At 62.0% G+C, this 25,497-nt stretch carries 20 protein-coding genes; 10 read left to right on the top strand and 10 right to left on the bottom strand.

From position 1 onward, the window contains the following. Positions 1–31 precede the first annotated feature (31 nt). The gene (locus tag ATY76_RS23270) at positions 32–673 is read right to left on the bottom strand and encodes a TetR/AcrR family transcriptional regulator (RefSeq protein ID WP_088677074.1); all 642 of its coding nucleotides are present in this window, start codon (positions 671–673) and stop codon (positions 32–34) included. A 66-nt stretch (positions 674–739) separates the two neighbouring features. On the opposite strand from ATY76_RS23270, the gene ATY76_RS23265 reads away from it, so the two are divergent. Beyond that, positions 740–1,909 carry a serine hydrolase domain-containing protein gene (locus ATY76_RS23265; RefSeq protein ID WP_088677073.1) on the top strand — a complete coding sequence of 390 codons (1,170 nt, stop codon included), beginning with the start codon at positions 740–742 and terminating at the stop codon, positions 1,907–1,909. Positions 1,910–1,976: 67 nt separating this feature from the next. Here the strand turns inward: ATY76_RS23265 and aspS are convergent, their stop codons facing one another. Further along, a complete protein-coding gene (aspS, locus tag ATY76_RS23260) occupies positions 1,977–3,767 on the bottom strand; it encodes an aspartate--tRNA ligase (protein WP_088677072.1) in 1,791 nt (596 codons plus the stop codon). A 250-nt stretch (positions 3,768–4,017) separates the two neighbouring features. Between aspS and ATY76_RS23255 the strand changes: the two genes are divergently transcribed. The 5 genes from ATY76_RS23255 to ATY76_RS23235 all read left to right on the top strand — a co-directional run bounded on the left by ATY76_RS23255 (position 4,018) and on the right by ATY76_RS23235 (position 10,606). Continuing rightward, positions 4,018–5,409, top strand: coding sequence for a multicopper oxidase family protein (locus tag ATY76_RS23255; RefSeq protein WP_088677071.1), 1,392 nt, complete (start codon positions 4,018–4,020; stop codon positions 5,407–5,409). Between the two features lie 129 nt (positions 5,410–5,538). Further along, positions 5,539–6,684 carry a ribonuclease D gene (gene rnd / locus ATY76_RS23250; protein ID WP_088677070.1) on the top strand — a complete coding sequence of 382 codons (1,146 nt, stop codon included), beginning with the start codon at positions 5,539–5,541 and terminating at the stop codon, positions 6,682–6,684. Between the two features lie 75 nt (positions 6,685–6,759). Then, positions 6,760–7,821: an adenylate/guanylate cyclase domain-containing protein gene (locus ATY76_RS23245; protein ID WP_088677069.1), complete on the top strand. Its 1,062-nt coding sequence runs from the start codon at positions 6,760–6,762 to the stop codon at positions 7,819–7,821. A 105-nt stretch (positions 7,822–7,926) separates the two neighbouring features. Beyond that, positions 7,927–9,285: an esterase-like activity of phytase family protein gene (locus tag ATY76_RS23240; RefSeq protein ID WP_088677068.1), complete on the top strand. Its 1,359-nt coding sequence runs from the start codon at positions 7,927–7,929 to the stop codon at positions 9,283–9,285. Between the two features lie 427 nt (positions 9,286–9,712). After that, on the top strand, positions 9,713–10,606 hold the full coding sequence (locus ATY76_RS23235) for a transposase (RefSeq protein WP_141105037.1): 894 nt from the start codon (positions 9,713–9,715) through the stop codon (positions 10,604–10,606). Between the two features lie 65 nt (positions 10,607–10,671). Here ATY76_RS23235 and ppx read toward each other — a convergent pair whose 3' ends face one another. From ppx to ATY76_RS23215, 4 genes are all read right to left on the bottom strand, one after another. Next, complete coding sequence (ppx, locus tag ATY76_RS23230; RefSeq protein ID WP_088677067.1) at positions 10,672–12,192, bottom strand: exopolyphosphatase; 1,521 nt, start codon at positions 12,190–12,192, stop codon at positions 10,672–10,674. 12 nt (positions 12,193–12,204) lie between these two features. Continuing rightward, positions 12,205–14,409: an RNA degradosome polyphosphate kinase gene (locus ATY76_RS23225; RefSeq protein WP_088677066.1), complete on the bottom strand. Its 2,205-nt coding sequence runs from the start codon at positions 14,407–14,409 to the stop codon at positions 12,205–12,207. 65 nt (positions 14,410–14,474) lie between these two features. Beyond that, on the bottom strand, positions 14,475–15,188 hold the full coding sequence (gene hdaA, locus ATY76_RS23220; protein WP_088677065.1) for a DnaA regulatory inactivator HdaA: 714 nt from the start codon (positions 15,186–15,188) through the stop codon (positions 14,475–14,477). After that, complete coding sequence (locus ATY76_RS23215; RefSeq protein ID WP_088677064.1) at positions 15,181–16,305, bottom strand: AI-2E family transporter; 1,125 nt, start codon at positions 16,303–16,305, stop codon at positions 15,181–15,183. Before ATY76_RS23215 ends, hdaA begins: the two co-directional genes overlap by 8 nt. A gap of 246 nt (positions 16,306–16,551) precedes the next feature. Here ATY76_RS23215 and purM point away from each other — a divergent pair, with 246 nt between their 5' ends. Together purM and purN are read left to right on the top strand one after the other, a co-directional pair. Continuing rightward, on the top strand, positions 16,552–17,625 hold the full coding sequence (gene purM, locus ATY76_RS23210; RefSeq protein WP_088677063.1) for a phosphoribosylformylglycinamidine cyclo-ligase: 1,074 nt from the start codon (positions 16,552–16,554) through the stop codon (positions 17,623–17,625). Then, positions 17,622–18,293, top strand: coding sequence for a phosphoribosylglycinamide formyltransferase (purN, locus tag ATY76_RS23205; protein ID WP_088677062.1), 672 nt, complete (start codon positions 17,622–17,624; stop codon positions 18,291–18,293). Before purM ends, purN begins: the two co-directional genes overlap by 4 nt. A 1-nt stretch (position 18,294) precedes the next feature. On the opposite strand, the gene ATY76_RS23200 is transcribed toward purN, so the two are convergent. The 4 genes from ATY76_RS23200 to ATY76_RS23185 form a co-directional block, all read right to left on the bottom strand. Next, positions 18,295–19,416: an acyltransferase gene (locus ATY76_RS23200; RefSeq protein ID WP_088677061.1), complete on the bottom strand. Its 1,122-nt coding sequence runs from the start codon at positions 19,414–19,416 to the stop codon at positions 18,295–18,297. Between the two features lie 339 nt (positions 19,417–19,755). Continuing rightward, positions 19,756–20,925 carry an alpha-D-ribose 1-methylphosphonate 5-triphosphate diphosphatase gene (locus ATY76_RS23195; protein WP_088677060.1) on the bottom strand — a complete coding sequence of 390 codons (1,170 nt, stop codon included), beginning with the start codon at positions 20,923–20,925 and terminating at the stop codon, positions 19,756–19,758. A 148-nt stretch (positions 20,926–21,073) separates the two neighbouring features. Beyond that, the gene (locus tag ATY76_RS23190; RefSeq protein ID WP_088677059.1) at positions 21,074–21,664 is read right to left on the bottom strand and encodes an NUDIX domain-containing protein; all 591 of its coding nucleotides are present in this window, start codon (positions 21,662–21,664) and stop codon (positions 21,074–21,076) included. Continuing rightward, the gene (locus ATY76_RS23185) at positions 21,661–23,865 is read right to left on the bottom strand and encodes a molybdopterin oxidoreductase family protein (RefSeq protein ID WP_088677058.1); all 2,205 of its coding nucleotides are present in this window, start codon (positions 23,863–23,865) and stop codon (positions 21,661–21,663) included. The genes ATY76_RS23190 and ATY76_RS23185 overlap by 4 nt, the downstream gene beginning before the upstream one ends. A 16-nt stretch (positions 23,866–23,881) precedes the next feature. Here ATY76_RS23185 and ATY76_RS23180 point away from each other — a divergent pair, with 16 nt between their 5' ends. Together ATY76_RS23180 and ATY76_RS23175 are read left to right on the top strand one after the other, a co-directional pair. Continuing rightward, positions 23,882–24,751 (top strand): 23S rRNA (adenine(2030)-N(6))-methyltransferase RlmJ, encoded by an 870-nt coding sequence (locus ATY76_RS23180; RefSeq protein WP_088677057.1) that lies wholly within the window; start codon positions 23,882–23,884, stop codon positions 24,749–24,751. 88 nt (positions 24,752–24,839) lie between these two features. After that, on the top strand, positions 24,840–25,436 hold the full coding sequence (locus ATY76_RS23175; RefSeq protein ID WP_088677056.1) for a glutathione S-transferase: 597 nt from the start codon (positions 24,840–24,842) through the stop codon (positions 25,434–25,436). Positions 25,437–25,497 lie beyond the last annotated feature (61 nt).

The following is a 25,497-nucleotide window of genomic DNA, read 5'->3' as shown; positions in this document are numbered from 1 at the left end:
GTCAGTCACGACCGTCAGGCCCTTTTCGTTTTCAGGCACGGTGGCGGGCGATCTCGGCGATGGCGAGGGCTGCTATGTCGAGCAATTCCTCATAGGACGCGCCGTCCCTCGCCTGCACCGACATTCCCTGGACGATAGCGGCGAGGAATCGCGCCAGGGCGCGGGCATTGGTTCCGGCCTTGATATCGCCGTCGCGCATGCCGCGCTCGATTCTCACCGTAAAGGCACTCAGCGACTGGCGGCGCAGCGCCGCAACATGATCGGCAATGGCGTCGTTCTCGCTGGCGCAGTTCAGCACCGCCGTCGAGATCATGCAGCCCTTCGGATGTTCCGGCGCGGAAAAGATCGCGGCCGATCCCCGCAAGATACGCTCGAAGGCGGAGACAGTGTCGATCGGCTCGGCAAGCGCTGAAAAAGTGCTCGCGCCGAGCCCTCGGTATTGCTGCAGCGCCTCGCGATAAAGATCGGCCTTCGAATTGAAGGCGGCATAAAGGCTTTGCGGCGTGATGCCCATGGCAGCCGTGAGATCGGCGATCGACGCGCCCTCATATCCGTGCGCCCAGAAGGTTTCGCGGGCGGCGGACAGAACCGTCTCGCGGTCGAAAGCCGGCGGGCGGCCGCGGCGGCGGGCGGGAGTGTTTTTCACGTCGGCACTATTTTTCACAATGATCACTCTAGAATTTCGAGACGGCTTGCTATATTCAGGAACGGTCATTGTGATTATAGAAGGTTTAATCTGATGAGTCTTCCCCTCGAAAAGGCAGATACCAACCGGCATTCATCCCTTGGCGCGGCTGTTGACGCGGCAATCACAAATGCGCTCGACGAAAAGCGGCTGGTCGGAGCGGTAGTGGTCGTCGCCCGCGACGGAGAGATCGTCCACCGCCGCGCCGCCGGTCTTGCCGATCGCGAGAAGGGTCTGGCGATGCGCGAGGACACCATCTTCAGGCTTGCCTCCATCACCAAGCCGATCGTCACCATCGCCGCGATGCGGCTCGTCGAGGAAGGCAGGATCGGGCTCGACGACGCCGTGACGCGATGGCTGCCGGACTTCCGGCCGAGGCTGGCTGACGGCAGCGACGCAACCATCCGCATCCGCCATTTGCTGACCCATACATCAGGGCTCGGCTACAGCTTCTCCGAAGAAGACGGCGGTCCCTATATCAGCGCCGGCGTTTCAGACGGCCTCGACCAACCGGGACTGCCGCTCGCCGAAAATCTCAGGCGGATCGCCAGCGTGCCGCTGCGTTTCGCGCCGGGCAGCGATTGGCAATATTCGCTTGCCATGGACGTTTTAGGCGGCGTCATCGAAGCGGAGACCGGCCGGCCATTGGGCGAAAGCGTTGCTGAACTGGTGACGGGGCCATTGGGACTCACAGATACCGCCTTTTCCGTTCGTGACCGAAGCCGGCTTGCGGCCGCCTATATGAACGCTTCGCCGGAACCGGCGCTCATGGGCGAGAATGCCGTGGTGATGTCACTGATGGGTCCCATCCGGTTTGCGCCGAACCGTATCTTCGATCCCGCCTCCTATCATTCAGGCGGCGCCGGCATGGCGGGAACGGCGGCTGACGTGCTGACCATCCTCGAAACCATCCGCAAGGGCGGCGCACCGCTGCTCTCAAGCGAAACCGTGCGGATGATGATGACGGACCAGGCCGGCGGCCACCGCCAGCGACACGAGCCCGGTTCCGGCTTTGGCTTCGGCTGGTCCGTTCTCACCGATCCAGCCGAGGCAGGCGTCCCCTTCCCGGTCGGCACGCTGAAATGGGGCGGCGTCTACGGTCACAGCTGGTTCATCGACCCGGTCGACGGATTGACCGTCGTGGCGCTGACGAACACGACGCTGGAAGGCATGTGGGGCAAATTCACGGTCGATCTTCGCGAAGCGATCTACGCGGAACTGTGAGCGACCGAGACAGCAAAAAGCCCGGCGACAGCATCGCCGGGCTTTTGCATTCACGCTGACAAAACCGTCAGTCCTTTTTGACCGGCGGGATCGGCCGGATCGAGAGTTCGCGCAGCTGCGTCGGCGTTGCCGGGCTCGGCGCGCCCATCAGAAGATCCTGGGCCTGCTGGTTCATCGGGAACAGCGAGATCTCGCGAAGGTTCTTCGCGCCGACGAGCAGCATGATGATGCGGTCGATGCCGAAAGCGGCACCGCCATGCGGCGGGGCGCCGTACTGGAAGGCGCGGTAGAGGCCGCCGAAACGATCCTCGACATCCTGCTGGCTGAGCCCCACCTTCTCGAAGGCAGCGACCATGGTTTCAGGCGACTGGTTACGGATCGAACCGGAAGCGATTTCGAAGCCATTGCAGACCGCGTCATACTGGAAGGCCTTGATCGTTAGCGGATCCTGGTTCTGCAACGCGTCGAGGCCGCCCTGCGGCATCGAGAACGGGTTGTGTGCGAAGTCGACCTTCTTTTCTTCCTCGCTCCATTCGAAGAAGGGGAAGTCGACGATCCAGCACAATTCGAAGCGGTCGCGGTCGACGAGGTTCAGCTCTTCGCCGGCCTTGGTGCGCGCCTCGCCCGCGAACTTGTAGAACTTTTCCGGCTCGCCGGCGACGAAGAAGCAGGCGTCGCCGTCATCGAGGCCGAGCTGGGTGCGGATCGCATCGGTGCGCTCCTCGCCGATGTTCTTGGCAAGCGGACCGGCGCCTTCGAGCTTGTCGCCTTCCTTGCGCCAGAAGATATAGCCGAGGCCCGGCTGGCCCTGGCTCTGCGCCCAGGCGTTCATGCGGTCACAGAAGGCGCGCGAGCCGCCTGTCTTGGCCGGGATCGCCCAGACCTGGACCTTCGGGTTGGAGGCGATCATGCCGGCGAAGACCTTGAAGCCGGAGCCGGCGAAATGCTCGGTCACCGCTTCCATGACGATCGGATTGCGCAGGTCCGGCTTGTCCGAACCATATTTGCGGATCGCCTCGTCATAGGGGATGCGCGGCCATTCCTTGGTGACCGGCTTGCCTTCGGCGAATTCCTCGAACACCTTGGTCATCAGCGGGCCCATCGTGTTCCAGACGTCTTCCTGGGTCACGAAGCTCATTTCGAGGTCGAGCTGGTAGAATTCACCCGGCAGGCGGTCGGCGCGCGGGTCTTCGTCGCGGAAGCACGGCGCGATCTGGAAGTAACGGTCGAAGCCCGCGACCATCAGCAGCTGCTTGTACTGCTGCGGCGCCTGCGGCAGCGCGTAGAAAGTGCCGGGATGAATACGGCTCGGCACGAGGAAGTCGCGCGCGCCTTCCGGCGAGGATGCCGTGAGGATCGGCGTCGTATATTCGGTGAAGCCGGCCGTGCCCATTTCGCGGCGCATCGCCGAGATCACCTGGGTGCGCTTGACGATATTCTTGTGCAGGGTTTCGCGGCGCAGGTCGAGGAACCGGTACTTCAGGCGGACATCTTCCGGATAATCCGGCTCGCCGAAAACAGGCAACGGCAACTCCTTGGCGGCGGAGAGCACTTCGATTTCCTGGGCGTAGAGTTCGATCTCGCCGGTCGCCATGGTCTTGTTGACGGTGTCTTCGGTGCGGGCCTTGACGAGGCCGTCGATGCGGATGACCCATTCGCCGCGCACGGTCTCGGCCAGCTTGAAGGCCGGGCTGTCGGGATCGGCAACGACCTGGGTGATGCCGTAATGGTCGCGAAGGTCGATGAAGAGAACGCCGCCATGGTCGCGAACGCGGTGGACCCAGCCGGCGATGCGGACGGTCGAGCCGACATCCGTCTTGCGGAGGGCGGCGCATGTGTGGCTGCGGTAGCGATGCATGATCTCAAATCCTGGCATGTGGTGAGACGGCTGCAAGGGCTCAAAGACCCTCAAGCGCCGACAAGAAAATCGGGCGGAAAAGCGCATGGACGGTCCGATTTGTCAAGGCTTGGCGCGCGCAGCCGGGTGTTTGGCACGGGTTTATGGCGAGGCTGCGGCGTCAACGCTGCGGCAGTTTGGCCCGCGCCTTCCATATTGATGAAAATGCCGGTCAACTTTAAAAGGACGCATTCTCATCTTGGAGCGCCCCATGCCTCTGCTGACCCGCCGCAACCTGCTGAAGGCATCCGCCGTTGCGGGCGCCTATGGCGCCGGTATCGGCATTGCCGGTAAATTCGGGCTTGCCGAGGCAGCGCCGGAGCCGCAGGTGCTGACGGCATTGAAGACCGAGGCGATGCTGACCGAGGCGGGACCGACCCGGGATATCATGAGCTGGGGCCAGGGCGGCATGCCGCCGACCCTCAGGATGACCAGGGGACGACCCTATGCGGCGCGGCTGATCAACAAGCTCGACGAACCGACGACAGTCCACTGGCACGGGCTTCGCATCGACAACGGCATGGACGGCGTGCCCTTCATGACCCAGCCCTACGTCTATACCGGCGACAGCTTCGACTATGCCTTCACGCCGCCCGATGCCGGCACCTTCTGGTATCATCCGCATTGCAATACGCTGACGCAGATGGGGCACGGCATGACCGGCGTCATAGTCGTCGAGGATCCGGCCGATCCAGCCTTCGACGCGGAGGTGGTGCTGAACCTGCGCGACTGGCGGATCGGCGGCGACGGCCAGTTCATTGCGCCCTTCCGGCCGCGTGACGCCGCCAAGACCGGCACCTACGGCACGGTGCGCACCGCCAACTGGCACCGGGAGCCGCAATATGACGCGCCGGCCGGCGGGCTGGTGCGGCTGCGCATCGCCGTCACCGACGTGACGCGCATCTTCTCGCTGAAGATGGAAGGCGCCGATGCGACTGTTATCGCGATCGACGGCAATCCGGTGCCGAAGCGCTTCCCGCTCGACCTGCTGCAGATCGGACCGGGCCAGCGGCTCGACCTTGCCGTGCGCATGCCTGACGGCGAAGGCGCCGTCGCGACGCTCGAGGATATCCGCGGCACGACGCCGAAGACGATCGCCAGCCTGCGCGCCATCGGACAGTCGCTGAAACGCAATATCGGCGATCTGGCTCTGCTCGCCGAAAATCCCGTGCCGAAGGCCGATCTTTCCGCCGCCGAGCAGATCCCGCTGGTTCTGAGCGCCACCGCGGAGAATGCCGCCGTCGAGAGCATCTGCGGCACGCTCGGCTACAGCTTCTGGGCAATCAACAAGGTGCCGTGGCCGGGCGACACGCCGGATCCGACCGCACCGCTTGCGGAATTGAAGCTCGGCAAGAGCTATATCTTCAATCTGGAGAACACCACGCCGCATGCGCATCCGATCCATCTGCACGGAATGAGCTTCACAATGATCTCCTCCTCGACGCGGGCGGTGATGCCGCTGGTCTCGGATACCTATCTCATTCAGCCGGACGAAAAGGTGCAGCTCGCCTTCGTCGCCGACAATCCCGGCGACTGGCTGCTGCATTGCCATATCATCGAGCACCAGAAGACGGGCATGACGAGCTATCTCAGAGTGAGCTGAGGTTCGGTTTGCCACAGTTTGGACGTGATTCTTAGCCAACGGTGCGGGAAGCTTATGCTGTTGTATTGACATATCGAACCGAAAGGAGAAGGAAGGTTCAACCGACCTTTTCCTTGCGAATGAAATGATATGATCGAAACCACCGCCGATTTGGCGGCCGCCTGCAAAGAGCTGGCCAAGTCCGACTTCATTACCATCGACACCGAATTCCTGCGCGAAACGACCTTCTGGCCGGAGCTCTGCCTGATCCAGATGGCGAGCCCGACGATGGAAGTTCTCGTCGATCCGCTGGCCAAGGGCATCGATCTCGCTCCCTTTTTCGAGCTGATGGCCGATACGAAGGTGCTGAAGGTCTTTCATGCCGCGCGGCAGGACATCGAAATCATCTTCAATCGCGGCAACCTCATCCCCCATCCGATCTTCGATACGCAGGTCGCAGCCATGGTCTGCGGCTTCGGCGACAGCGTCTCCTATGACCAGCTGGTGAGCCGCATCAAGAACGTCCACATCGACAAGTCGTCGCGCTTCACCGACTGGAGCCGCCGGCCGCTCTCCGACAAGCAGCTGGAATATGCGCTGGCGGACGTCACGCACCTGCGCGACGTCTACCTGTCGCTGAGCGCGCAGCTCGACCGCGAAGGTCGCACGTCGTGGCTTCGCGAAGAGATGGACATCCTCGAAGCGCGCGAAACCTACGACATGCATCCCGACGATGCCTGGCAGCGGCTGAAGATGCGGTTGCGCAAGCCGCAGGAGCTGGCGGTGCTGAAATATGTCGCTGCCTGGCGCGAGCGCGAGGCGCGGGCCCGCAACGTGCCGCGTTCGCGCGTGGTAAAGGATGATGCGATCTATGAGATCGCCCAGCAGCAGCCGAAGGACGCCGAGGCGCTCGGCCGCCTGCGCACCATTCCGAAAGGCTGGGAACGCTCGGCCGCCGGCGGCGCGGTCGTCGAAGCCGTCAATGCGGCGCTCGCTCTTCCGAAGACAGAGATGCCGCATGTGCCGCGCCAGACGCAGGCGCCCGAAGGTGCGGCCGCCGCCGTCGAGCTGTTGAAGGTGCTCCTGAAGCTGATCTCCGAAAAGCACGGCGTCGCGCCGAAGGTGATCGCCAACAGCGAGGACCTCGACAAGATCGCCGCCGACGGCGAGAAGGCCGACGTCGCCGCGCTGCATGGCTGGCGGCGCGATCTCTTCGGCGAACCGGCACTGCAGCTGATCCAGGGCCAGATCGGATTGCGATTCGCCGGCCGGAAGGTCGAGACCGTCAGCCTCTGAAACCAAATCGAATTCGCTTGACGCTTTTTTCCCAGCTGAAACAATGACTGGGAAACTTCGGGACGAAGAGTCGGCATGCGGGAAATATCTCCGACGCAGAACTGGATCTTGATCGCGCTGGTGCTGGCCGCCAGCGGCGTCGTCTACGATCTGATGTTCTACTCCAATCAGACGCCCGTCATCGGAGCGATCTTCGCGCTCTTCATCGGCATGCCGATCCTGGCTTTCGAGCGCAAGGTGCTGTTTCGCACGATCTACAGGCGCATCCAGGAGCTGCCGACCTTTGTTTTCATCATCACCGAGCTGGTGATCTACGAAATCCTGATGAGCATCGGCTTTGCCTGCGCCGGCCTGCTGCTCTGGGCGCTCGGCATGCTGAAGCCGACGTCGCTCCTCGACCTCATCATCATGCCCTTCAATGTCTTCCTCTATGCGCTTGCCGTCTGCTCGGCGCTGATCTTCATCCTGCGCGTGCGGGAGTTGCTCGGCCGCGAGGTATTCATCAGCATGCTCATCAGCCGCTACCGCAATCCGCGCAAGGAAGAACGTGTCTTCCTGTTCATCGACCTCGTCGATTCGACGGCCTTTGCGGAGAAGCACGGCGACCTCCGGGCGCAGCAGCTGCTGAGCTCATTGTTTGCGACTTTCGCCGAGCCCGTCCGGCGCCACAAAGGCATGATCAACGACTATGTCGGCGATGCCGCGATCATCACCTGGCCGCTTGCCCGCGGCATCAAGGATGCGCGCTGCGTTCGCTGCATCTTCGACATCCTTGCCGATATCGAGGCCAATGCCGCCGGCTGGCGGAAGAGCTACGGGCAGGTGCCGAAGCTTCGCGCCGCCCTTCACGGCGGCGAGATCATCACCGCGGAAGTCGGCGTCGATCATCACAAGATCAGCTATTTCGGCGACACCGTGAACACGACCGCCCGGCTGGAAACGCTCTGCCGCAGCCTGAACCGGCATGTCCTGATCTCGTCCGAGCTTGCCCGGCGCATTCACTTTCCCGACGATATCTCCTGCGAAGACCTCGGGATCCATGCGGTGAAGGGACGTGGCCAGGCACTCGGTGTCATGGCGCTTTCCTCACGCGCGGTGACTGTGCTGAAAACACCCGCAGTCATTCTGCACGGCTGAGCAACGGGCTTGGCCTGACGTCACCAAAGCTTCACCCAACCGTCAATTCGCTGACACGGAAGCCCTGTTAAGCGGAGGCATTGGCATCTGTTCCCAGGGGATATTATGAAGAACGTCCTTTTTGCTTCCGTATCGCTTTTCATTCTGATTGCCGGCTCCGCTTCGGCCGACCAGCAGGAATTTCCGGCCAAGCTCGCCGGCCAGGCAATCCTGCCTGCCAACACGATGGTTCCGGCTCCGGCCGACGCTCCTGAGTTCCTCAAGCATTCCGGCAAGTTCACGACGGCGGACCGCAAGCGCACCGAGGCGCTCGGCACCGTTCCCGGCAAGGACGGCGCCCGCGTCACCGACCTGAAGCTTCCTTTCGACGGTCAGCCGATCCAGGGCTTCTCGGGCGTCAAGACGATGACCGACGGCACTTTCTGGACGCTCTCGGACAACGGTTTCGGCTCGAAAGCCAATTCTTCGGACTCCATGCTGTTCCTGCACCAGATGAAGTTCGACTGGGCCGCCCACAAGCCCGAGGTCGTCAGGAACCTCTTCCTTTCCGATCCGAAAAAGATCGCCCCCTTCCCGATCGTGCTCGAAGGCACGGATACCCGCTACCTCACAGGCGCCGACTTCGACATCGAATCGATCCAGCCGGTTGCCGACGGCTTCTGGCTCGGGGACGAATTCGGTCCCTACCTCCTGAAGGTCGACACGGAAGGCCGCCTGACCGACGTGATCCCGACCACGCTCGACGGCAAGCCGGTGCTTTCGCCCGACAATCCGCTGATCCAGCTCCCGGGCAATCCGGTCGCAAAGATGCCGGTCTTCAACCTGAAGCGCTCCGGCGGCTTCGAAGGCCTCGCCATGTCGAAGGACGGCTCCAAGCTCTACGGCCTGCTCGAAGGCGCCATCTACAAGGATGACGGCCAGATGGAATCGGTCGACGGCCACACCGCCATCCGCGTCATCGAGTTCGACGTCGCCGCCAAGAAGTGGACCGGCCGCAGCTGGCTCTATCCGTTCGAGGACAAGGGCGTGTCGATCGGCGATTTCAACATGCTTGACGACACCACCGCTCTCGTCATCGAGCGCGACAGCGGCGCCGGCACTGCCGACAAGGCCTGCGCCGACCCGAAGCAGCCGAAGCCGGACTGCTTCGAAGCTCCGGCCATGCTGAAGCGCGTCTACAAGATCGAGTTCAACGACGCCAATGCCGGCAAGGCCGTCCGCAAGATCGGCTATATCGATCTCCTGAGCATCCAGGATCCCGACAACAAGAAGAAGGCCGGAAGCAAGGACGGCGTCTACGACATGCCGTTCGTGACCATCGAAAACGTCGATCGCGTCGACGCCACCCACATCATCATCGGCAACGACAACAACCTGCCCTTCTCGGCCGGCCGCGCCGTCGACAAGGCCGATAACAACGAATTCAGCCTGCTTGAGGTCGGCGAGTTCTTGAACGCGAAGTAATCCGAGTTTGATGTGAGTTATGGAGAGGGCGGCACGCAAATGCCGCCCTTTTTTTGCGCAAGGCACTACCTCAACCTCCCTCATTCCTGTGCTCGTCACAGGAATCCAGTGCGCCCAAGTCCTTGGGCGCGGGAGACTCTCTTCAAGGGTTGTGTGAGTCATTCACCGCGCGGACGCGCGGTGGCTGGATTCCTGTGACAAGCACAGGAAATTGTCTCTCAAATCTATGCTCTAATGTCCGGGAAGCTGGGATCGAACCCCGGGATGGCCATCCCGGGGTTCACGTGACAAAGCGCCCGTACAGGAATAGGTGTCAACGACCGACCTCATGAAGGGACTTTGCCGCACCAGCTTCGCATCGCTTGCTGACTTGAATGGGCTATCCGAAGGACACGCCCGCAGACAATTCGAAGCATGGAGCCTAATTATGATGGCAGAACTCGCCGAAATCCAGTGCGTCCTCGGCCTGGACGTTTCCTGCAATACCGTCACCCTGTTCGACAGCTGCACCGGCCGCTGCCTGACCATTGCCAACGAGGCCGACGCACTGCGTACTGCCTTGCAGCCCTATCAAGGCACCGCCACGCTCGCCGTCTGCGAGGCCACCGGCGGCCATGAAGATACCTTGCTCTGCGTGCTGCTGGAATTGGCCATCCCGGCCCATCGCGCCGATCCCGCCAAGGTCAACGCCTATATCAAATCCTTCGGCAAGCGCGCCAAGAACGACCCGATCGACGCCCGCTGGCTGTCCCGCTATGGCCGCGACCGTGCCGCAATGCTGCTGCGCTGGCAGCCGGCCAATCCGACCCAACAGAAGCTCGAGCTGCTCGTCGCCCGCCGTCTCGATCTCGTCGCCATGCGGGTGCAGGAGCAGAATCGCCTGAAAGCCCCGCGCAGCAGCCTGATCGGCGAAAGCCGTGATCTGACACTGCGGGCCAAATCATTGCGGTCGGTGCCGGGCATCGGACCAGTTCTGGTACCGCTGCTGCTCGCCGTCATGCCCGAGCTCGGCACGCTCAACCGCCGCCAGGTCGCAAGCCTCGCCGGTGTGGCTCCGCATCCCAAAGACAGTGGCAAGGCCAGTTGGCATCGCAGCACCACCGGCGGAAGACGCCAGATCCGTCCGGCCCTCTTCATCGCCGCTCTCGCTGCTTGCCGCGGCAATAGTCCGATCGCTACCGCCTATAAGGCGCTGCTCAAGGCAGCAAAGCCGAAGCGCGTCGCTCTCACCGCAATCATGCGCAAGATCATCACCATCGCAAACGCCCGCGTCAGAGACGCTCTACAGCAGCAAAAGCAAATAATGCCCGTCCCCGCATAAACTGACTTGGTGAGGGAGAGTGAAGGGATGGCGCAGCCAGAAGAGCCCGTCGAAAGAATGCCTTCCTAGTCGAACCGGAACGCCAGCCGCTTGTTCGTCAGCCGCGACAGCTGCTGCAGGCGGCCGTCCAGGCGTTCGCCGGCGAAGTCCCGGTATTCGGGAGGCACGACGAATTCGAGATCGAGGTCCGGGTTCGACGACTTGCGGAAGGTCAGGTTCTTGACGATCCCCGGCATCGAAGCGGAGAAGAGATAGACGACGCGCAGCATGCCGCCAAGGAGCTTGGCGCGGTCGATGAACTGGGGTGTTGCGATCTGCGCCAGCGGACCGGTGGCGCCGTCGTCGTGCAGACCTTCGAAACGGTAATAATTGCTGAGCGCGATGAAGGCGCGGCCGGGATGGCTGATACCGACGAAGGAGGAGTGGGCGATGACGTTCAGCGCCTGCAGACCGCGATAATCGGGATGGGCGCGCCAGCTGATATCGGCAAGCAGACAGGCAGCCTGGCGATAGCGGCTTTCCTCTTCGCTTTCCTGGACGTCGAAGAAGGGCATCATGCGCCCGGTCCATTCCGCCAGCTCGCGGGCATGCTCCGGTGAGCGGGCACGCAGAATGGCGAGTTCACGGGCAGCAGCCAGCAGCGGATCGGCCCTGCGTTCGGATTCGGACAGCAAGGAATAGAGATAGCCCTCGCGCACGCCCTGCGCCGAGAAGGAAATCACCGAAGGCTTCATTGCAGTCAGCACTTCCTGCATGGCGATGGCGCCGAAGGGTAGCAGCGAGCGGCGATGCTTGGATACAGCCTGAAAGGCGGGCTCCTTGGAATCCTTGGCGGCCACGACCTGATCGAGGAACTGTATCATCGCGCCGAGGGAGACTTCGTAGCCCTGCATCATATGCAGTGGATAGCGGGTGATCTCCATGTGCAGCTTGGCAATGTTTCGCCACGTGCCGCCGACAGCATAAAATGTGCGCCCCTCCCCCCTGGAGAGAAGCTTGGCCATCTTGACCTGCTTGCGGGCAAAGGTGCGCGCTTTGGAGAGCGAGCCGCCGGCATATTCGGACAGCCGCAGGCCGCCGAGCGGCAGCGTCACGCCGTTGCTGACGTCCTTGCCCCTGATATCGATCAGTTCAAGGGAGCCGCCGCCGAGATCACCGGCGATGCCGTCCGGATTGAAGAAGCCGCTGATGATCCCGAGCGAGGCGAAGCGAGCCTCCTCCTCTCCCGACAGCACGCGAACATGGCGCTGAAGGATCGTCTCGGCCTGATGGATAAAATCCGGTCCGTTGCTCGCCTCGCGCGCGGCGGCGGTCGCCAGCACATACATGGTGGCGGCGCGAGCCTGATCGGACAAAGCCTTGAACCGGTGAAGGGCCTGGAGCGCCCGCGCAACGCTTTCCTCATCCATCTTCCCGGTGAGGGCGATGCCCTTGCCGAGGCCGCAAAGGACCTTTTCGTTGAAGAGGATGGTCGGCGAGCGGGACAGGCCTTCGTAGACAACGAGACGAATCGAATTCGATCCAATGTCGACCACGGAGACCGGGGCGATCCCCGGAAGGCGCCCCTGGGCTTCAGATTCAACCATTTAGGTCCAGTTTTACTTGTTGTTGCGGCCTTCGAGCAGACCGGCGATCAGCTTCGGCGCACTGGACTTCAAGGCTTCACCACGGCCTGAGAGGCTCGGATTCGTCATGAAATACTGCTGCGCATTAAACGGTTCCTCGCCTCTGCGCACTTCCATGCGCCGCGACGTACCGTCGGGCAATATCTCGTAGCTTTGCTGATTGTCAATCACGTTGCCGAGCATAATCTGTGACAAGACCTGCTCGTGAACGGTCGGGTTCGTCAGCGGAACCATGGTTTCCACGCGGCGGTCGAGATTTCGCGGCATCATGTCGGCCGAGCCGATGTAAACCAGCGCCTTGTCGGACGGCAGGCCATGGCCGTTGCCGAAGCAGAAGATGCGGCTATGCTCGAGGAAGCGGCCGACGATCGACTTGACACGGATCTTTTCCGAAAGGCCGGGCACCTGCGGACGCAGGCAGCAGATGCCGCGCACGACGAGATCGATCTCGACGCCGGCATGGCTAGCGCGATAGAGCGCGTCGATGATGTCGGGATCGACGAGCGCGTTCATCTTCATCCAGATCGCAGCCGGCGCGCCGTTCCTGGCGTGCTGAATCTCTTCCTCGATGTGGCGCAGGATGCGCGGGCGCATCGTATAGGGCGAGATGGCGAGCTGCATGCCTTCTTCAGGCTCGCCGTAGCCGGTGATGAAGTTGAAGATGTTCGCCATGTCGTGGGCGATGACGGGATTGCAGGTGAAATAGGAGAGATCGGTATAGATCTTGGCGGTGATCGGGTGGTAGTTGCCGGTTCCCAGGTGGCAATAGGTCCTGAGCTTGCCTTCCTCGCGGCGGACGACCATCGACATCTTGGCGTGGGTCTTGAGCTCGATGAAGCCGAAGACGACCTGCACGCCGGCGCGTTCGAGGTCGCGCGCCCAGCGGATATTCGCCTCTTCGTCGAAGCGGGCCTTGAGCTCGACCAGCGCCGTCACCGACTTGCCGGCTTCGGCCGCGTCGATCAGCGCGCGGACGATCGGGCTGTCGTTGGAGGTGCGGTAGAGCGTCTGCTTTATCGCCAGGACGTCAGGATCGCGCGCAGCCTGGAGAAGGAACTGGACCACCACGTCGAAGGATTCGTAGGGGTGGTGGACGACCATGTCCTTTTCGCGGATGGCGGCGAAGCAGTCGCCGGCATGTTCGCGGACGCGCTCGGGAAATCGCGCATTGTAAGGCTGGAACCTGAGATCGTCGCGCGGCGCCTTGGTGATCTCGGAAAGAGTGTTCAGCGCCAGAAGGCCAGGCAGAACGGCGACGCGATTGTCGGGAATGCTCAGCGCCTGGACGACGAACTGGCGCAGCGAGGCCGGCATTTCGGAGTCGGTCTCGATGCGGATCACCTTGCCGCGGCGGCGGCGCTTCAGCGCCGTTTCGAAGAAGCGGACGAGATCTTCGGCCTCTTCCTCGACTTCGATATCGCTGTCTCGGATGACGCGGAACGTACCGGAACCCTGCACCTCGTAACCCGGATAGAGCCGGTGGATGAAGATATTGGCGACATCTTCGAGCGTGATGTAGCGAATGGTGCCTGCGTCATCCGGCAGACGGACGAAGCGATCGAGCGCCGGCGGCAGGCGTAGCAGCGCCGTCATCGGCTCGCGGCCGCTCTTGCTGACGAGCTGCAGGCCGATTGAGAAACCGAGATTCGGAATGAACGGGAATGGATGGGCCGGATCGATCGACAAAGGCGTCAGAACCGGGAAGATCGACTGTTCGAACTCGTTTGCCAGCCACTGGCGATCGGCCTCGCTCAGGGCGCCGGGCCGCACGATCAGAATGTCTTCCTTGGCGAGATATTGCTGCAGCACGGCGAGCGAGGCCTGCTGCTCCATCTGCAGATGGTCGATCTCCTGCAAGATCGAGTCGAGCTGTTCGGCCGGCGTCTTGCCGTCGGGGCTGCGTATGGCGATGTTCTGGCGCACCTGGCCTTCGAGGCCGGCAACGCGCACCATGAAGAACTCATCGAGGTTTGCGGCCGAGATCGACAGGAAGCGAACCCGCTCGAGCAGCGGATGCTCGGTATTCAGCGTCTCTTCGAGGACGCGGCGGTTGAACTGCAGCCAGGAGAATTCGCGGTTGATGAAGCGCTCGGGGCTCGTGAGCAGCTCTTCCAGCGGGGGGATGTTGTCGTTAGTCTGAGGGAAAGCTTCCTGATTTTCTGCGACTGCGCTGTCCATGATCCGCTTCCCCCGTTTCCAATCGCGACGGCGAATATATCAGTTTCACGACGGAACTGTGACAGTCAATCGGCCGGTTCCGAATTTCCCAATTCATTCAATACTTCGGCAGCAAGAGACCGGGTGATTTTCGTGCCCCGAGACAGGGCCAGCCGGTCCAGCCTTTCGACGATCGTCTGGGCCGCGTTGAGCGACCGTTCCATCCGGTTGACGATATAGAGCACGAGTTTGTCATCTATATAAAGCTGCCGGTCGGCGAAGAGCTTGACGATCACCTGCGACAGCAGCGCCTCATCGGGCTCGCCGATTTCGACGACGGTCGCAGCCTTGAGGCGAGAACGCAGATCGGGCAGTTGAACCGGCCAGGACATCGGCCAGAGACGGCTTGTTATCAACAGGCTGGTGCCGTTTTCGCGCACGCTGTTGATGACGTGGAAGAGCGCGTTGTCGTCAAAGCCCTGGCGGTCGGCATCCTCGAACAGCACCGGGCCGGCGGCTGCGGCAACCGCGGCGTCCGAGCCAAGCCCGGGATGGATGCTGACGGCGCCGCTCAACTCGCTCCAGATGCGGGCGAGATGGGATTTTCCCGAGCCGACGGGGCCGGCGAGCACCACGACCGGCGACGGCCATTCCGGCCAGGCATCGACGATGGAAACGGCGGCGGCAAGACGCTCCGAGATCAGGAGATCGTCACGGCCGCTAGCGGCATCGTGCGAAAAGAGCAGCGACAACTGCTCTGCGGCCTTGCGCTTCAGCGCAGCATTCTTCACGTCATTCATTGGGAACTGATTTCGTCTTCCGGGCGCGAGTGCCAGGCGACCCGCCAAAATAAAGATCGCTCTGAAGGTAGCGTGAAAGCGCGAAACGGACAAGAACGCCGACCGCGGCGGCAGCCGGCACGGCGACCAGAAGACCGACGAAGCCGAAAAGCGCGCCGAAGGCGAAAAGCGCAAACATCAGCCAGACCGGATGCAGACCGACGCTGGAGCCGACGAGCTTCGGCTGCAGGATATTGCCTTCCAGGAACTGGCCGCTGAAGAAGACGACGAGCACCAGGCCGATCCAGGGATAATCCGGCCAGAACTGCACGAGCGCCACGCCGACGGACAGAACGAGGCCGACCAGCGAGCCGACATAAGGAATGAAACTGATCATGCCGGCAAAGAGACCGATCAGCAGGCCGAAATTCAGGCCGACGAGGGAGAGCCCGGCGGCATAATAGATGCCGAGGATGAGGCAGAGCGAGCCCTGGCCGCGAATGAAACCGGCGATCGCCTGATCGATCTCCTTGGCGATCTGGCGGACATCGGCGACGTAGTCGCGCGGGATCCACTGATCGACCTTGGAGACCATGCGGTCCCAGTCGAGCAGGATGTAAAAGGCGACGACTGGCGTGACGACGAGCAGCGATATGACGTCGACGATCGCCTTGCCGGAATTCCAGATCTGCGCGAAGAGCCCGGTCAAGAAGCCCATGCCCTCCGAGAGGATGCCGGAGAAATTATCCTTGATCGCGCCGGCCTGGCTCCTGACCCATTCCGGCAGCAGCGAATTTTTCGAATTATCGATGAACTGCTGCAGCTGGCTGATATAGCCCGGCAGCCGCTCGGCGAAATCGTTGAACTGGCTGACGAGCACGGGAATGAGGATCATCAGCGCCAGGGTGAAGGTGATGACGAAGGCGATCAGGATGACGATCGTCGCCATCATGCGGCTCAGGCCCAGCCGTTGCAGCCTGTCTGCCACCGGATCGAGGAAATAGGCGATCGCCATGCCGGCGATGAAAGGCAGCAGGATCGAGCTGAAGACATAAAGAAAGGCAATGAAGAAGACGAGCACGGCCAGCCAGAAGAAGATCTGGCGCTTCAAACTGTTGCCGCTGACTTGCTGTGGCATCGCTTCCCCGCTGATCGCTCGCCGCCGCTAAACGCCGCGTCTTCTCCGACGCGGTCATCAGCACATAGGATGCAGGCGCAAAGATGGTCAACCCTGTCGCGGCAATTCCGGAAAATGCCGGCTGAAGACGCGGGAAATTGGGGGCTTTTCCCATGCAGCGCTTGCATAAACGCCCCTGTCATGCAATTGCGACCGGCAGATGACGCGGCATGTTGACCGCCTGAAAAACAGCCATCGGAGACCAGCATGAGCCAGTCTGGGAAAAACGGCCTGACCTACAGCGACGCGGGCGTCGACATCGATGCCGGCAACCTCCTCGTCGAGAAGATCAAGCCGGCGGTGCGCTCGACGCGCCGTCCCGGCGCCGACGGCGAAATCGGCGGCTTCGGCGGGCTCTTCGACCTCAAGGCAGCGGGCTTTACCGATCCGGTTCTCGTCGCCGCCAATGACGGCGTCGGCACCAAGCTGAAGATCGCGATCGACGCGGATTATCACGACACCGTCGGCATCGATCTCGTCGCTATGTGCGTTAACGATCTCGTGGTCCAGGGCGCCGAGCCGCTGTTCTTCCTCGATTACTTCGCGACCGGTAAGCTCGACCCCGACCAGGGTGCCGCGATCGTCGGCGGCATTGCCGCCGGCTGCCGCGAGGCGGGCTGTGCGCTGATCGGCGGCGAGACGGCCGAAATGCCGGGCATGTATTCCTCCGGCGACTACGATCTCGCCGGTTTTGCCGTCGGTGCGGCCGAACGCGGCAGGCTGCTGCCCTCCGGCGATATTGCCGAGGGTGACGTGATCCTCGGCCTTGCCTCCTCGGGCGTCCATTCCAACGGCTTCTCGCTGGTGCGCAAAATCGTCGAACTCTCCGGCCTCGGCTGGGATGCGCCGGCGCCATTCGCCGAAGGCAAGAAGCTTGGCGAAGCGCTGCTGGAGCCGACCCGCATCTATGTGAAGCCGCTGCTGAAGGCGGTCCGTGAGACGGGTGCGTTGAAGGCGCTCGCCCACATTACCGGCGGCGGCTTCCCGGAAAATATTCCACGTGTCCTGCCGAAGCATCTGGCGGCCGAGATCGATCTTGCCGCCGTCAAGGTCCCGCCGGTCTTCTCGTGGCTCGCCAAGATGGGCGGCGTCGAGGCCAAGGAAATGCTGCGCACCTTCAACTGCGGCGTCGGCATGATCGTCGTCGTCGCTGAAGAGAATGCCGCCACGGTATCGCAGGCGCTCGAAGCCGAAGGCGAAAAGGTCGTCACGCTTGGCCGCATGATTGCCCGCGCCGAAGGCGCTGCCGGCACGGTCTATAAGGGTACGCTTGCCATATGAGCGCGCCGCGCAAACGCGTCGTCGTCCTCATCTCCGGCGGCGGCTCCAACATGATGGCGCTGGTCGCGGCGGCGAAAGCGGCCGACTATCCGGCCGAAATCGTCGGCGTAATATCAGACAAGGCGGATGCCGGCGGGCTGGCCAAGGCGGCCGCCGAGGGCATCGCCACCTTCGCCTTCCCCCGCAAGGACTATGCCAGCAAGGAAGCGCATGAGGCGGCGATCTTTTCCGCGCTAGACGAGCTTTCGCCCGACATCCTCTGCCTGGCGGGCTACATGCGACTGCTGACGGCGACCTTCATCCAGCGTTATGAAGGCCGCATGCTCAACATCCACCCTTCCCTGCTGCCGCTGTTTCCTGGCCTGCATACCCATCAGCGCGCCATCGATGCCGGCATGCGCATCGCCGGCTGCACGGTGCATTTCGTCACCGAAGGCATGGACGAGGGGCCGGTGATCGGCCAGGCCGCCGTACCGGTCCTTTCCGGCGATACGGCCGAAAGCCTTGCGGCGCGCGTGCTCACCGTCGAACACCAGATTTATCCGCAGGCGCTGCAGCTCTTTGCCGAAGGCCGCGTGGCGATGGAAGGCGGCAAAGCCGTCGGCGCCGAGGCCTCGGCGGTTGCCCCCAAGGTCCAGCTCATCTCGCTGATCGGCGACCGGGCGTGAATTAGTTCAGAGAAAACTTGCGGCTTAGATAAGCGCGAATGGGTTTATCGAACTGGGTGGACAGAAAATGTGCCCCACCAATAGCAGCCAAGAACGTGCAACTCACGGTGATCGGCAAAGGAATAAAGCTGTTTGTGACGTTCTGGAAATAAGAGCCAAGCTGAATAACAGGAAAATGGACGACGTAAAGAGGATAGGACAGTTGCCCAAGGTAGGCCGCGAATGGCTGTTCCCCACTACGCGGAACTGCGGCCGCGAGCGCAACTACGATCGGTATAATGACAGCGATGCAGACGAAGTCGTAGATTTCTCTAGGGACGGCAAACGGGAAAAATAGAACTGTGATCAGGATGAAAAGCGGGATTTGCGGTCGTACCGCCGCAATACGGTGAACGATCTGCCAGCGGAAGATCAAGACGCCAGCGAGGAACGAAAAGCCGACCCTGACAAGTCCTTCGAAGAACGCTCGCCAGTTCCCAAATCCAACAGGCCCGATAGTGCCTTCGAACGAAACAACGACGAAAAGCGCCGCCGCCAATAACCCGAGAGCCGCTATCTCATGCCAACGATGAATTCGTCGGCGAGCAACCAATCCATAAATTACGCCTGCCACGATCTCAAAAAAGATGGACCAAAGCGGATTATTGATCGCGAAGGCCTCTTGCCCCACCAGAAACCCCAAGGGCAATAACAGTAATGCGCCGACGGCAAGAACCGAGACATCCGCGAGAGGAATCCATGGCGCGTAAGCGACTTGCAAGGTGACAACGCCCAAGGCAACGCCGGCGACGATCATCGGGTAAAGCCGCACCATGCGTTTCAGGAGGAACATCGGGCTTCGCAGAACGCCCGACTTCAGTTTTTGATCGTAGGCATTTGCCAGCACGAAGCCGCTCAGGCAAAAGAAGAAATCCACGGCTAGATAGGCGTAGGAAGCAAGGCCGAATCCAAAGGTCTGGCTGGCATGCAAAAGAACCACCGACAGCGCAGCTATTCCCCGAAGCTCGTCGAGAAAGACAAAGTGGTCCTTCACCTCGTTTCCCCGGCTGGCGAGGTACGAGGCATCGTTAGCACCAAGGTCCGTTGTTTCGTAGAATGCCGAACGGGCTAAATCATCGGCCACAGCCTATTGTCCACTCTTGCTCAGGTTTCGGTCAGCCGAGACGTGTCGCATGATTCCTACTCTTCCTTGAAAGGTCCGCGCGACCTTTTCTCCCTTGAGTTGATAGTACCCACGGAGGCTGAATTAATTATCGCAACGGGCGCTAAAGTTTTAATATTGTTGAGGGATCCCGCTGCTGGCAGCAGGACCGTGTCGACAAATCGGGGTCAATGCCCGCCATTGCAGCGCTAAATCGCGCGATAATGGAAAAACCGGAGCAATCCGCTTTGGCCATTCCCACACATCGTCACGACCAATCGAACGCGGCTCACACAGCTGGACGAATCGCTTGCGTTGCACCTAAGCCGCCAGCGCCCGCAACGGATGCAGCGTGCCGTCGCTGTAGACGAAGCGGCCGGCGCGGAAGGTGGCGCGGATGCGGTTGATGTCGCCGGGTTCGACCGCCACGAGATCGGCACGCTGGCCGATGGCGATTTCGCCGCGATCCTGAAGGCCGGCCGAACGGGCGGCATTGCCGGTCGCCATGGCGACGGCGGCGGGCAGGCCGCCTTTCACCATCTCCGCAAGCTTGAAGATGCCGGGCACGAAGGCGGCCGGATGATAATCGGCGGCGATGACGCTGAGCAGGCCGGCCCTAGCGGCATCGAGCGCGCTGAGATTGCCCGACATCGACTGGCCGCGCAACGCGTTCGGCGCGCCCATCAGCGTCCAGAGGCCGCGGCGGCGCGCCTCTTCGGCGGCGGGCGCGGTCACCGGAAACTCGCTGATGGTGACGCCGAGATCGTGCATTTCGGCAACCTTCTCGACGCTGTCGTCATCATGCGAGGCCAGCGACAGCTTGTGCTTCAGCGACAGCGCGACGATCTCCTTTAGCTTCGCCTCGATTTCGGGGTTATTGCGCATAGCGATGCGTTTGGCGACGATCTCGGCCGCCATTTCCTCGGAGATGGCGCGGCGCTCGGAAATGCTGAGGATGTAGCTCTGCAGGTTGTTGTACTGGCCCTGGCCCGGCGTGTGATCGGTCAGCGAAACCATGTCGATCTGATCGGCGTTCAGCAAACGCTCAAGCGCCGGAGCGGCACCGACATTGGTGATTTCGTAGCGAGCGTGGACGCGGTGGTCGATCAGGAGATCGTCGCGCAACCGATTGATGCCCTCGATCACCGCCGATGTCGTCTCCAGCGAGCGGACGTGGCCGTAGACGCTTTCGGTCGCGAAGGAGACGGCGGCAAATGCCGTCGTGACGCCGGCGGCGGCAAGCTTCTTGTCGAGTTCGTGAATGCCGAAATCGATCGGCATCGTCGCATTCGGCCGCGGCGCGATCTCGCGCTCGATCATGTCGCCGTGCAGATCGACGAAACCTGGCATCAGCAGCCGCCCGCCGCCATCGATGACGGCACCGGCAACCGGTTCCGGCCGGATCTCGGCGATGGCGCCATCCTCGACACGCACGGAACCTTCACCCACCACCTCGTTTGGCAGAACGAGCGTAAAATTGCTGAGCCACATGGGCTTTCTCCTGACCGATCCGATGATTGACAAGCCCCAGCGGATAGAACCGCTCCATGACATTCGTATGAAAAAAGTAAGCGCTATTCTCTCAATGCGGAAACGTCATGGGCTCAACTGCCAAACCGCCCGAAGACCGCCTCATCCGCTATCGAATTTTGTGCCTGTTCAAGGCTGCCCATTGCAGCAGCACGATCGTCTTGGTGTCAAAGATCTCACCGGTTTCGATCATCCGGGTCGCCTCGTCCAGCGGAATCTCCAGAACCTCGATATCCTCGTGCTCCTCATCCAGGCCCCCGCCTTCGGCGACGCGATCGGCAGTGTCGATGAGCGCTGCGAAGAAATGGACGACTTCGGTGATGGCGCCGGGCGCGGTATAGGATTTGAAGAGGAAACGGGCATCGCGCAGCAGATAACCGGTCTCCTCCATCGCCTCGCGACGGATCGCCTGTTCGGGATGGTCGTCGTCAAGAAGGCCGGCCGGCACCTCGATCATCCATGCGGGATCGCCGTTCAGATGAACGGCGAGACGGAACTGGCGCACGAGAACGACGAGATCGCGTTTCGGATCATAGAGCAGGATGCAGGCGGCCGGCGTGCGGTGGTAGACCTCCCGCTTCAGTCGCTGGGTCGCGCCCTTGCGGTCGATGTAGTCGAGCAGATAGCTGCTCAGCCGCGTCCACCCATTCGACAGGATCTCCTCGCCGACGATCTTCACCCGTGATTTCGGCTGCATCATACCGTGTCCTTGCGAAGCCAGACCTTGTTGTCGTGCACGGCCGCGCCGCCATAAGGCGCGACCGGATCGGCGCCGGTCAGGACGTTGATGCCCTCGCCGTCGATATGCGCCTTGTTCGGCCAGAGACCCTCGGCGATCAGCACGCCCGGCTTCACTTCAGTCGTGATGCGGGCGTGGATGCGCAGAGCGCCGCGGCCGTTGCCGATGCGGACGAGATCACCATGAACGATGCCATTGGCTTCGGCATCGACAGGATTGATCATCACCTCGGGACGGCCTTCCTTCTGACGCGAGGTCTTGGTCTCGGAGAAGCTCGAATTCAGGAAATTGCGCGCCGGCGATGTGGCGAGACGGAAGGGATGCTCGGGATCGGCCACTTCGATGACATCGACCTGATCGGGAAAAGCGGGCAGCTCGGCATGCGGCCCAAGCACGCCGATCGCAGCCGGCGGCTTATTCGGCGCCGGCTGGTTGATCCAGTCCGGCCGGAAATGAAACTTGCCGTCCGGATGGGCGAAGCCGTTCAGGAAATGCGCCTCCTCGAAAGCCGGCTGGCGATCGAACCATTTGTGTTCGAGGAAGTGGTCGTAGTCCGGCAGGTCGCTCGATTTCAGGATGCGGTCGATCATTTCGCGGGCGGTGAAACCGAAACCCGGGCGATCGGCGACGCCGAGGCGTTTTGCCAGTTCCTCGATGACGAAGAGATTGGTGCGCACGGTCGGCGGCGGCTCGACCAGCTTCGGCCCCAGCAGGATGTGGTTCTGGCCGCCGGCCCGGTAGATATCGTCATGCTCGACGAACATCGTCGCGGGCAGCACGATATCGGCGATCTCCGCCGTTTCGGTCATGAACTGCTCATGGACGGCGACGAACAGGTCGTCGCGGGCAAAACCGCGTCTGACGAGGCGCTGTTCTGGGGCGATGTTGGCGGGATTGGTGTTCTGGATCAGCATGGCCGTGACCGGGCCGCGATGACGCAGCGCCACTGCATCGCCGGTCAGCACGCGGCCGATCTGCGACTGATCGAGCATGCGGATGTCGCCATCCTTCATCGACCGGCCGGTCAGCTCCACATTGTTCATGCGGAAGATATCGCTGTTCGAATGGAAGGCGCCGCCGCCCTCATATTGCCAGGAGCCGAGAACGGTGGCGACCGAGGCGGCGGCATGCATGGCGACCGCGCCGTTGCGCTGGCGGGTGAAGCCGTAGCCCAGCCGGAAGAAGGTCTTCTTCGTCGTGCCGACGAGGCGGGCGAAGGCTTCGACCTCCTCGACGGAAAGTCCGGTGATATCGGCAGCCCATTGCGGCGTCTTGGTCTTCAGATGCGCTTCGAGACCGGCCGGATCGTCGGCATATCTAGCCATGTATTGGCGATCGGCATAGCCGTCGCGGAAGGCGATATGCATGACGGCGCAGGCAAGTGCCGCGTCGGTGCCGGGCCTGACGATCAAGGCCATGTCGGCCTGCTTCATCGTCGGATTGTCATAGATGTCGATGACGACGATCTTGGCCCCGCGCTCTTTGCGCGACTTGATCGCGTGGGTCATCACGTTGACCTGGGTGGACACCGCATTGGTGCCCCAGATGACGACGCAATCGGTGCGGCCCATCTCGCGTGGGTCGGGACCACGCAGCACGCCGGTCGCCATGGTGAAGCCGGTCCAGGCGGGGTTGGTGCAGATCGAGGAGAAGAAGCCGGAGTAGCGCTTGGCGTGGCGCAAACGATCGATCGAGTCACGCTGCACCCAGCCCATGGTGCCGGCGTAGAAATAGGGCCAGATCGCCTCGCTGCCGTCTTTGGCCTCGGCCCTCACGAAGGCTTCGGCGATCTCATCCAGCGCATCTTCCCAGGATATCTGCTGCCACTGCCCTGCCCCCTTGGCGCCGGCGCGGCGCAGCGGATGCATCAGGCGGTCAGGATGATAGAGCCGCTCGGCATAGCGAGCGACTTTGGCGCAGATGACGCCTGATGTATAGGAGTGATCGCCCGCGCCGCGCAGGCGGCCGATGCGGCCATCCTCTGATATCTCGACCTCGAGCGCGCATGTGGAAGGACAGTCGTGCGGACAGGCCGTGTGGCCGACCTTGCTGTCCAGCTTGGGGGATTTGGCGTGGATGGGGGTCGCAATGTTCATGGCATTTGTATATGCCAAGCCTTGAATGGCCAAAAGCCACAAAAGCTCCCCATGACGCGAATTCATACGGACATCAGCGAAAATGAACTACCGCCACATCTACCACGCGGGCAATTTTGCCGATGTGCTCAAGCACGCCGTTCTGGCGCGGCTGATCCGCTACATGCAGAAGAAGGAGGGCGCCTTCCGGGTGCTCGACACCCATGCCGGCATCGGGCTCTACGACCTCTCCTCCGAAGAAGCGCAAAAGACCGGAGAGTGGCAGGATGGCATCGGAAAATTGATGGAGGCAGACCTCGGGGCCCAGGTTTCCGAACTGCTGGAGCCCTACCTCTCGGCGATCCGCGAGCTCAATCCGGAGGGCGGCATCCGCTTTTATCCCGGGTCGCCGAAGCTTGCGCGCATGCTGTTCCGCCCGCAGGACCGGCTGTCGGCGATGGAACTGCATCCCGAAGACTTCGCCCGCCTGCACCGGCTGTTCGAAGGCGATCACCACGCCCGCGTCACGGAACTCGACGGCTGGCTGGCGCTCGGCGCGCATCTGCCGCCGAAGGAGAAGCGCGGTATCGTGCTCGTCGATCCGCCCTTCGAGGAAGAAGATGAATATGAGCGCCTGGCCAGGGGGTTGGAAAAGGCCTATCGCCGCTTTCCCGGCGGCACTTACTGCCTATGGTATCCGCTGAAGAAGGGCGCGCCGATCAAGGAATTCCACGAGACGCTGCAGGCGCTCGACATTGCGAAAATGCTCTGCGCCGAGCTGACCGTTCGCAGCGACCGCGGGATGACAGGATTGACGGGCTCCGGCCTCGTCATCGTCAATCCGCCCTTCACGCTGAAGGACGAGTTGCATCAGATGCTGCCGGCCTTGAAGGACCACCTGGCGCAGGACCGCTTCGCCTCGCACCGCGCCTTCTGGCTGCGCGGCGAGAACAAGGCGGTCAAGGACGATTGATCTCCGAGAATCGATTCCGATTTTGGGCTTATTGCGCTAGTTTCGGGAACAGTCCCGCCTACAGATCTCAAATTTCATCAGGTGTTCCATGAAGCTGCTTTGTTCACCCGCCTCGCCCTATTCCAGCAAAGTCAGGATGGCGGCGCATTATCTTGACATCGAGCTGGACGCCATCCGGGTCGATACCAATACCGGGCCGGCGATCCTGGTGGACAACAATCCGCTCGGCAAAATTCCCACGCTTCTGACCGATGACGGCGCCTCGATCTTCGACAGCGTGGCGATCATGCATTATTTCGATCGGCTGACGAAGGGCGGGCTCTACCCTTCCAAGAAGGGCAAGCGCACGGATGCCGAAGTTCTCGAAGCGCTCTGCGACGGGATCTGCGATTGCCTGCTCGCGATCGTCTACGAGCGGCGCTTCCGCGACGAAGAAAAGGTTCACCAGCCCTGGATTGACCGGCAATGGAAGAAGGCGACGGCCGGGCTTGCTCATCTCGGCGCCAACCCGCCGAAGTTGGGCAAGAGCCTGAACGGCGGACACTTCGCGCTCGCCGCCACGCTCGATTATCTCGACCTGCGCTTCAAGGATCAGTGGGAAACCGATCATGCGCCGCTGATCGACTGGCTGGCGCAGTTCGAAAAGAAATTCCCCGCCCATCGCGAACTCAAGGCAAGCGCCTGATCCGCGCCTCGGCACAGGGCGCCTGCGACTGACGACCAAACAGCAAAAAGCCGGGCAACGT

The sequence above is a fragment of the Rhizobium sp. R339 genome, from assembly GCF_002211395.1.
Taxonomy (GTDB): Bacteria; Pseudomonadota; Alphaproteobacteria; order Rhizobiales; family Rhizobiaceae; genus Rhizobium.
The sequence above is the reverse complement of the archived record's forward strand: the minus strand, read 5'-3'. Positions and strand labels throughout refer to the sequence as shown.